We start from the raw sequence: 8,437 nt of genomic DNA, 5'->3' as shown, positions 1-8,437 counted from the left end.
TTCCAGCGCGTCATCGACGAGGTGGAGCCGCTGGACGCGGCCGCGGTGGACCGGGTGCTGTGGGTGCACGCCACCCTGGTGCGCACGGCGCTGGCCGTCCACGAGCGCTACGGCCGCGCGCCCTCGGCGGCGGAGCGGGCTGAGTACTACGCGCAGTCCAAGGCGTTCGCCGTCGCGTTCCGGGTGCCCGCCGGGCGCATCCCCCCGACGTGGGCGGACTTCGAGGACTACTGGGCCGCGATGCTGCCGCGGCTGGCGGTGCCGCCGGAGGTCCTCGACGTCGGCCGCGCGCTGCTCGCCCCCCGCCTCGTGCCGCCGGTGCCCGGTGGCCTGCCCCTGCTGCGGGCCGTGACCGCCGACCTGCTGCCCGAACCCGTCCGCGCCGGCTACGGGCTCGCGCTGGGCCCGGCGCAGCGGGCGCAGCTGCGCGCCTTCGCCGCGGTGGGGCGGCACCTGGTGCCCCGGGCGCCGCGGCGGGCGCGGGAGTTCCCGATCGTGCAGCGCTGCCGGGACCGGGTGGCCGCCGGCGCGGGCGCACCCGCTGCCGGCACCGCTCAGAGCACGTGGCGCAGGTAGCGCTGCGGGGCGTCGAGGAACAGCCGCCAGTTCGTCACGATCCCCAGGTCCTCCCACGCGACGGGCGAGATGCCGTCGGCGTCGAGCTGCAGCAGGTGCGCCCCCGGCAGGGCGGTCAGCAGCGGGGAGTGCGTCGCGCACAGCACCTGCCGGCCGGTGCGCGCCATCTCCGCCAGGGCGCCCAGCAGCGCCAGCGACGACGTGAACGACAGCGCGGACTCCGGCTCGTCGAGCAGCACGGTGCCGGCGTCGCGGACCCAGTCGCTGCCCAGCACCTCCACGAACGACTCGCCGTGGCTCACCAGGTGCAGCGGGTGCGGGCGCGGCGGGCCGTCACCGAGCGCCGCCGCCTCCTCCAGGTAGCTGTAGAAGCGGTGCATCGTCTCCGCGCGCAGGAAGAACGCCGTCCGGTTCGCCCCCGCCGAGCGCACCGCCCGCAGCCGCCGGCCGAGGTCGGAGCGGTCCGTGCCGCAGCTGCGCCCGCCACCGGCCAGGTGGTCGCTGCTGCCGCCCTCCACCGGCGCGCCGAGGACGTCGGCGACGGCCTCCACGAGCGTCGACTTGCCCGCCCCGTTCCCGCCCACGAGGAACGTCACCCCGGGCGGCAGGTCGAGGCCGCGGGTGAGCAGGTGGGCCACGGCGGGCACGGAGTCCGGCCACGCGGCGGGGTCGGGGACCTCACCGGGCAGGGCCTCGACGCGGCGCACCGGGTGGGACGGCAGCACGTGGCGGGAGGGCGGCACGCGGCGCAGTCTGGCGGCGGCCACCGACACCCGCCCCGGGGCGCGCGACGGGGCCGTCCCCCGACCCGCCGGTCACGCCGCGGGAGGCAGGTCCGCCAGCGGCACCGGCCGCGCGAGGTGGTAGCCCTGCCCCCAGTGCACGCCCAGCTCCCGCAACCGGGTCAGCTCCGCCGCCGTCTCGACGCCCTCGGCCACGAGGCGGGCGCCGGTGGCGCCGGCGAAGGCCACGAGGGCGGCGGCCAGCGCGCCGCGGGAGGTGTCGGCGTCGATGCCCCGCACCAGGCTGATGTCGAGCTTCACGACGTCCGGCACCAGCGCGAGGACGTGGCGCATGCTGGCGTAGCCGGCGCCGGTGTCGTCGACGGCCACCCGCAGACCCCGCGCCCGCAGCGGCTCCAGCGCCTGCCGCAGCCGGGAGTAGTCGTCGATCGCCTCGTGCTCGGTGACCTCCACGACGAGCCGCTCCAGCCGGTGCCCGGCCAGCAGCCGGGCGAAGGCCGGGGTGGCGATGGTGGCGGGGGAGGCGTTGACGGCGAGGAAGCCCGGCAGCAGCGGCAGCGCCTCCAGCGCGTTGGCGACGGCGCGCAGCTCCAGGGCCGCGCCCGCGCCCACGAGGGCCGCCTCGGCGAACCAGCGGTCCGGTGCGGGCGTGCCGGCGGGGAACCGGCTGAGGGCCTCCGCGCCGACGGTGCGCAGCGAGGTGAGGTCCACCACCGGCTGGTAGACCATCCGCGGCCCGCCCCCGGTGCGCAGGTCGTCCAACCGGGCCAGGACGCCGCGGCGGTGGGTGTCGGCCCGGTCCTCGTCCTCCACGAGCTCCATGACGGCGCCGGCCACGGCCTGCAGGATCCCCACGTCGCGGTCGCGCAGCGTGGGGTCCGGGGCCCGGGAGACGGTGCAGAGCGTGCCGTACAGCCGCCCGTCGCGCCGCTGCAGCGGGACGCCGACGTAGGAGCCGACGCCCAGCTCGCGGTGGCTGCGGGTCGTGTCGTGCGGGGGGCGGGCGGTGTCCGGGACGACGAGGGGCGCGCCGCCGGCGACCACGGTGCCGCACAGGCTGCCCAGCAACGGCTCCGTGTGCCCGACGGCGATGGGCAGCGGGTGCGGGGAGACCAGGTTGCGGTAGCGGCGGTGGTCGTCCTCCAGGGTGCTGATGTAGGCGAGGTCGGCGCCCACCTGCTCGCGGACCACGCCCAGCAGGGCGTCCACCGCTCCCGGAGCGGTGCCGGGACGCGGCAGCGCGGTGCCGGGACTGGTCCCGCCGGCGGTCGCGGCCGGCGAGGGCGCGGGACCGGCCGCGGGGGCGGCCACCGCGCGGACCACCGCAGCAGCGCCGGTGGGCGGGTTCGCCGGCCCGCCCGCGCGCTGCCGCCGGGACGCCTTGTCGACGTACATGGCCGCGTCGGCATCGGCCCAGGCGGCCGCCAGGCCCCCGTCGCACCGGCGCGGGGACGCGCCGGCGGAGACGTCGACACCGGTGGCCGCCAGCAGGTCGCGCAGGTCCGCGACGAGCTCCTCCGCACCCGCGAGGTCCGTGGCGGGCAGCAGCAGGCCGAACTCGTCGCCGCCCAGGCGGGCCAGCAGGTCGCTGGTGCGCAGCCGCTTGCCGATCACGGTGGCGACCTGGCGCAGCAGGTGGTCCCCGGCCTCGTGGCCCAGGACGTCGTTGACGTCCTTGAGCCCGTCGAGGTCCAGGACGACGACCGAGGCCGGCGCGGCGTAGCGGGCGGCGCGCGCCTCCTCCGCTGCCAGCGCGGCGTCCCACGCCCGGCGGTTGCCCACCCCGGTGAGGGGGTCGGTGTGCGCCGCCTGCTCGGCGCGCTCGGCCCGCCGCACCTGGTCGGCCAGCTGCAGCTCCTGCGCCAGCAGCACGCCGAGCATCCCCGCCTGCACCTGGACGGTCGGCAGCGCCCGCTCCAGGCCGGGCACCTCCCGCCGGCCGATCGCGCACACCGTGGCCAGCACCTCCCCGCTGGGGGCGGTGACGGGCACCACGATCACCGCGGCGGCGTCGGTGCCGCTGGCCTCGCGCGCCCGCACCAGGGCGGGCACGTCGTCGACGCGGCCGGCCGCGGCGGGGGCCGCACCCGCCAGCACCTGGCGGCAGTAGCTGGCCCCCCACGGCTGCGACGAGCCGGTCGCGAGGCCGTCGACGGGGTCCACCGCGGCCAGCACCACCTGCTCGTCGCCGACCCGGCGCGCGACCCACCAGCTGTCCAGGCCGATGCGCTGGCGCATGTCGGCCAGCGTGCGCTCGGCGGCGCTCGCGAAGTCCGTCACCGCACCCGTCCCCGACGCCGCCGCCGTGACCCGGTCCGTGGTCCCGCTCACCCTCAACCCCCGCACGGCTCCGGCCCACCCACCGCCAGGAGCGGACCCGCGGGATCCATCGGCACGCCGGCGCCCCGGCTGCAGCTCCCCGCCACCACCCGTCGTGTGACGTGCGCCACGCGGCGTGCCGGTGCCGGTGGCGGCCGGCCCACCGTGCGCGCGCTCTCCCGCACCGGTCTACGGTCGAGGCCATGACGACGTCCCCCGCGCTGTCCCCGACCCTGACCCTCAACGACGGCAACACCATCCCCCAGCTCGGCCTCGGCGTCTTCCAGACCCCGCCGGACGAGACGGCCCAGGTCGTGCGCACCGCGCTGGAGGCCGGCTACCGGCTCGTCGACACCGCGCAGGGCTACCAGAACGAGGAGGGCGTCGGCGAGGCGCTCGCCACCGCCGACGTGCCCCGCGAGGAGGTCTTCGTCACCACCAAGCTCACCAACTCCGAGCACGGCCGCGACAAGGCGCTGCGCGCGTTCGACGAGAGCATGCGCAAGCTGCGCCTCGACGTCCTCGACCTCTTCCTCATCCACTGGCCGCTGCCCATGTTCGACCAGTACGTCGAGACCTGGAAGGCGCTGGAGGAGCTGCAGCGCGACGGGCGCGTCCGCTCCATCGGCGTCTCCAACTTCACCGTCGCCCACCTGCAGCGCCTGGCCCGCGAGAGCGAGGTCGTCCCCGCCCTCAACCAGATCGAGCTGCACCCCTGGTTCCCGCAGGCCGAGCTGCGCGCCCACCACGCCGAGCACGGCATCGTCACGCAGGCGTGGAGCCCCATCGGGCAGGGCAAGGGCCTGCTCGAGGAGGACGCCGTGCAGCAGGTCGCCGCCGCCACCGGCCGCACCCCCGCGCAGGTCGTGCTGCGCTGGCACGTGCAGCTCGGCAACGACGTCATCCCCAAGTCCGTCACCCCCGAGCGCATCCGGGAGAACCTGCGGGTGTTCGACTTCGAGCTCGACGAGCAGCAGATGGCGACGCTCGCCGGCCTGGACGCCGGCCGGCGCCTCGGCCCGGACCCGGAGACGTTCGACCGGCGCTGAGCGCCTGACGGGGGGCGGGCGCTGCGCCGTCCGTCCCCGTCAGGGCCGCAGGTAGAGGCGGCGGGCGTGCAGCACGCACGCCAGCGCCGTCCACGCCACCACCAGCGCCACCGTCCACACCACCTGCGGGTGCTCCCCGAGGCCCAGCGCACCGGCCAGCGCCGCCCCCGCGCGTTCGTCCGGCGCCGGTGCGGCCGGGTCCGCGGCGTCCGCCCGTCCCAGCACCGCCGTCAGCACGTGCGAGCCGAAGTAGACGAGCAGGCTGTTGCGCCCCAGCGCCACCAGCGGCCAGGACGCCCCGCGCAGCACCGCCCCGGTCGCCGGCCGGTCCAGCAGCACGTGCCCGGCCAGCAGCGCCAGCGCCACCCCCGCCGCCACCGGCAGCGCGAACGGCGCCGTCCACAGCCGCTTCATCGCCGGCACGTCCGCCCCGCCCAGCAGCGGCGGCAGCGACCCCGCCAGCACCCCCACCCCGAGCAGCCCCGCGGCCAGCGCCAGCACCAGCAGGACCAGCAGCGGCGGCCCGCGCCCCGGGGCCCCGCGCAGCCGCAGCAGCAGGTGCGCCACCGTCGCCCCCGCCGCCGCCGACACCAGCGCCCCCGCCACCGCCACCACCCCCTCCGGGTCGTGGCCCAGCGCCCCCTGCCCGTACACGTGCGCCGCGCCCAGCAGCGCCGGGTCCACCGCACCCGACGGGTTGCACCCCGCGGTGAGCTCCCCGCCGGGGCAGCCCGCGCCCCACGCCGACAGCAGCGCGGTGTGCGCGGCCGCCAGGCAAGCCGTCAGCAGCGCCCACCCCCGCCAGGTCCGGGTCAGCAGGTGACCCAGCGACAGCGCCACCACGACGACCGCGTAGAGCTGCAGCACCCCCGTCAGGCGCCAGGTGCCCACGTCCCAGCGGCCCGACGTCACGGCGTTGTAGAGCAGGCCGGCGACGAGCAGCACCAGCACCCGGCGCACCAGCGGCGACGCGGCGACGCGCCGGCGCAGGGCGAAGCCCAGGCCGCAGCCGGAGAGGGTGGCGAAGACCGGGAAGACGAGGTCCACCGGGTGCACGCCGGCCCAGGGGGCGTGCCCGAACCACGCCGGGGCCGCCCACAGGCTGTTCACCGCGACGCTGACGACGAGCAACCAGCCGCGCACCCAGTCCAGGCTCGTGATGCGCCCCGGCGCGGCCGGGGAGGTGGTGCCGCCGGTCCGCTGCTGCACGTCCTCGGCCGCCACCGGCCCATCCTCGCGCGCACCGGGCCCGGGCGGGGCGCCCGCGTCAGCCTAGGGCGTGCCGCTCCGGCGCCGGAGCGGGGGACGCCCCCAGCCGGCGCAGCCGGCCCAGGTCGTCCGCGGTCACCCACACCTCGACGATGCGGCCGGCCTCGAAGCGGTAGACGGCGAACTCCTGTGCGGTGACGGTGCGGCCCGTCGCCGGTACGCCGTGGAAGGTGCCCCGGTGCGTGCCGGTGTCGAGGAAGTGCGCGGCGACCCACGGTGCGTCCACGAGGAGGTGGCGCAGCTCCCAGCGCAGGTCCGGGAACGCGTCGACGGCCGCCGCGAGGCCGTCGGCGTACTCCTGCAGGGTGCGCTCCTCGCCGTCGACCCGCAGCCGGGGCGCGACGAACTCCCCGAGGCGGTCGAACTCGTGCGCGTTGCAGCAGGCGTTGTAGCGCCGGTAGATCGCCCGCAGGTCGTGCCCGCCCGGCTGGTCGGCCATGCCGCGAGGGTGGCAGGCGCGGGACCCCCGGTCCAGGGCGCGCTCCCGGGCCCGCCGCCGGGCGCCGAAACCCGGAGATGGGCGCTCCCGGGCCCGCCGCCGGTCGCCCGGACCCGGAGATGGGCGCTGGGGCGGGTCAGCCGCCCCGCAGCACCGCCGGCACGTCGAGGGCCGCCAGCCGCCGGGGGTCGGCGAGCACGTCGAGGCGCAGGACCCGGTCGCCCGCGACCTCGAACGCCATGACGGACACGGTCCGGCCGTCGACCACCGCGGCGACACCCGGGCGGCCACCGATGAGCACCGGCGTGGAGTGGGCGGCGAGCCGGGCGAACAGCACCGCCTGCCCGGCGATCGCCCGGGCCCCGGCGACGTGCTGCGTCCGCCCGCCGTGGTCCGCGTGCAGCACGGCGCCCTCGTCGAGCAGCCCCAGCAGCGCCGCGAAGTCGCCCCCCTGCGCGGCGGCGAGCCAGGCCTCCACGACCCGGCGAGCGCGGCGGGCGTCCGCCCGGGTCGGTACCGGCGCACCCCGCACCCGTCGCCGGGCCCTGGAGGCGAGCTGCCTGGCGGCGTCCGGGCTGCGCTGCAGCACCTCGGCGACCTCCCCGAAGGGGCGGCCGAAGACGTCGTGCAGCACGAAGGCGAGCCGCTCGGCCGGGCTGAGCGTCTCGAGCACCACGAGGAGGGCGATGCCCACCTGCTCGCTGCGGGCGGCCTCGGCCTCGGGGTCCCCGGTCCCGGCGACGGGTTCGCCCGGCCACGCCTCCACCAGCCAGGACCGCTCGCGGGCGCGGCGCGCGGCGCGCAGCACGTCCAGGCTCACGCGCGAGACGACGGTCGTGAGCCACGCCTCCAGGTTCTCGATGCCGTCGGCGTCCACGCGCTGCAGCCGCAGCCAGGTCTCCTGCACGGCGTCCTCGGCGTCCGCCGGGGAGCCGAGCAGCCTGCTCGCGATCGCGCGCAACCGCGGCCGCTCCGCCTCGAACCGCCGCCCCAGCTCGTCGGGACCGACCACGTCACACCCTCCTGCGCTCCGGCGTCGACAGCTCGACGGGGGAAGGCCCCCGTCCGTGACACCGGACAGGAGCCGAACCATGGACGCACCCATCCTCGTGACCGGGGGGACCGGCACCATCGGGCGCCGCGTCGTCCCGCTGCTGCGCGCCGCGGGCCGCGACGTCCGCACGCTCAGCCGGCACCCGCACCCGGGTGCCGGGGGGTCCCGGCACTTCCTGGGCGACACCGTCGCCGGACGCGGCCTGCGGCCGGCGCTCGCCGGGGTCGGCGTCGTGCTGCACCTGGCGGGCGGCGCGAAGGGGGACGACACCGCGGCGCGCCACCTCGCCGCCGCGGCCGCAGCGGCCGGCGTCGGGCACGTCGTCCTCGTCTCGGTGGTCGGCGCCGACCGCGTGCCGGTCGGCTACTTCCGCGCCAAGGCCGCGGCCGAGCAGGCCGTCATCGGCTCGGGCATCCCCTGGACCGTCCTGCGCGTCGCCCAGCTGCACGACCTCGCGCTGCGCGCGGTGACGGCCCTGGCCCGCCTCCCGATCACACCGGTGCCGCGGGGCGTGCGCCTGGAGCCGGTCCACGGCGAGGAGGTCGCGGCCCGGCTCGCCGACCTCGCCCTCGCCGCCCCGTCCGGGCGGGCGCGAGACCTCGCCGGTCCCCAGGTGCTGGACGTCGCGGCGCTGCTCGCCGCGGTCGACGCGCGGCGGGCCCACCCCCGCCGGACGCTGCCGGTGCCCCTGCCGGGGGCCGCGGGCCGGGCCTACCGCGCCGGGGAGAACCTCGCGGGGCCGCAGGCGCAGCGGGGGGCGCGGACCTGGGCGGACTTCCTGGCGGAGCGGGCGGTGGTGCGGGCGGGCGCCGCGGGGTAGGGCCGGCTACACGCGCCGCCAGATGTCGCGCAGCCCCCACGGCACGGCGACGACCAGCCAGAACACCCAGAAGATCGGCCACCCCGGGCCGGGCAGCACCACGGGCAGCAGCAGCGGGCTGGACCACACCAGCGTGCACACCACCCGCCCGCGGGGGCCGAACGTCAC

At 78.1% G+C, this 8,437-nt stretch carries 8 protein-coding genes; 3 read left to right on the top strand and 5 right to left on the bottom strand.

Annotated features, from left to right (window positions below; genetic code table 11):
- Window positions 1–576 (top strand): oxygenase MpaB family protein (locus ABEB16_RS18090; protein WP_345713610.1); only part of this gene is annotated, 576 nt, incomplete at its 5' end.
- Here ABEB16_RS18090 and ABEB16_RS18085 read toward each other — a convergent pair.
- Together ABEB16_RS18085 and ABEB16_RS18080 are read right to left on the bottom strand one after the other, a co-directional pair.
- Window positions 555–1,319: an AAA family ATPase gene (locus ABEB16_RS18085; protein WP_345713609.1), complete on the bottom strand. Its 765-nt coding sequence runs from the start codon at window positions 1,317–1,319 to the stop codon at window positions 555–557. The two genes, ABEB16_RS18090 and ABEB16_RS18085, sit on opposite strands and share 22 nt — an antisense overlap.
- A gap of 72 nt (window positions 1,320–1,391) precedes the next feature.
- Window positions 1,392–3,650, bottom strand: a complete 2,259-nt coding sequence (locus ABEB16_RS18080) for a GGDEF domain-containing phosphodiesterase (protein WP_345713608.1) — start codon at window positions 3,648–3,650, stop codon at window positions 1,392–1,394.
- 191 nt (window positions 3,651–3,841) lie between these two features.
- On the opposite strand from ABEB16_RS18080, the gene ABEB16_RS18075 reads away from it, so the two are divergent.
- Window positions 3,842–4,687, top strand: coding sequence for an aldo/keto reductase (locus ABEB16_RS18075; protein ID WP_345713607.1), 846 nt, complete (start codon window positions 3,842–3,844; stop codon window positions 4,685–4,687).
- Between the two features lie 39 nt (window positions 4,688–4,726).
- Here ABEB16_RS18075 and ABEB16_RS18070 read toward each other — a convergent pair whose 3' ends face one another.
- From ABEB16_RS18070 to ABEB16_RS18060, 3 genes are all read right to left on the bottom strand, one after another.
- Window positions 4,727–5,911: a heparan-alpha-glucosaminide N-acetyltransferase domain-containing protein gene (locus ABEB16_RS18070; RefSeq protein ID WP_345713606.1), complete on the bottom strand. Its 1,185-nt coding sequence runs from the start codon at window positions 5,909–5,911 to the stop codon at window positions 4,727–4,729.
- Between the two features lie 43 nt (window positions 5,912–5,954).
- Window positions 5,955–6,395 (bottom strand): ester cyclase, encoded by a 441-nt coding sequence (locus tag ABEB16_RS18065; RefSeq protein ID WP_345713605.1) that lies wholly within the window; start codon window positions 6,393–6,395, stop codon window positions 5,955–5,957.
- A gap of 136 nt (window positions 6,396–6,531) precedes the next feature.
- Complete coding sequence (locus tag ABEB16_RS18060; protein ID WP_345713604.1) at window positions 6,532–7,407, bottom strand: sigma-70 family RNA polymerase sigma factor; 876 nt, start codon at window positions 7,405–7,407, stop codon at window positions 6,532–6,534.
- 79 nt (window positions 7,408–7,486) lie between these two features.
- Between ABEB16_RS18060 and ABEB16_RS18055 the strand changes: the two genes are divergently transcribed.
- Window positions 7,487–8,269, top strand: coding sequence for an SDR family oxidoreductase (locus tag ABEB16_RS18055; RefSeq protein WP_345713603.1), 783 nt, complete (start codon window positions 7,487–7,489; stop codon window positions 8,267–8,269).
- The last annotated feature ends 168 nt before the right edge of the window (window positions 8,270–8,437 follow it).

This window comes from Kineococcus glutinatus, from assembly GCF_039542765.1.
GTDB classification, from domain to species: Bacteria; Actinomycetota; Actinomycetes; order Actinomycetales; family Kineococcaceae; genus Kineococcus_A; species Kineococcus_A glutinatus.
The sequence above is the reverse complement of the archived record's forward strand: the minus strand, read 5'-3'. Positions and strand labels throughout refer to the sequence as shown.

Bases quoted from the DNA above. Each gene is read 5' to 3' on its own strand.
- ABEB16_RS18075 (WP_345713607.1), top strand. From the start codon at position 3,842: ATGACGACGTCCCCCGCGCTGTCCCCGACCCTGACCCTCAACGACGGC.
- ABEB16_RS18065 (WP_345713605.1), bottom strand. From the start codon at position 6,395: ATGGCCGACCAGCCGGGCGGGCACGACCTGCGGGCGATCTACCGGCGC.
- ABEB16_RS18055 (WP_345713603.1), top strand. From the start codon at position 7,487: ATGGACGCACCCATCCTCGTGACCGGGGGGACCGGCACCATCGGGCGC.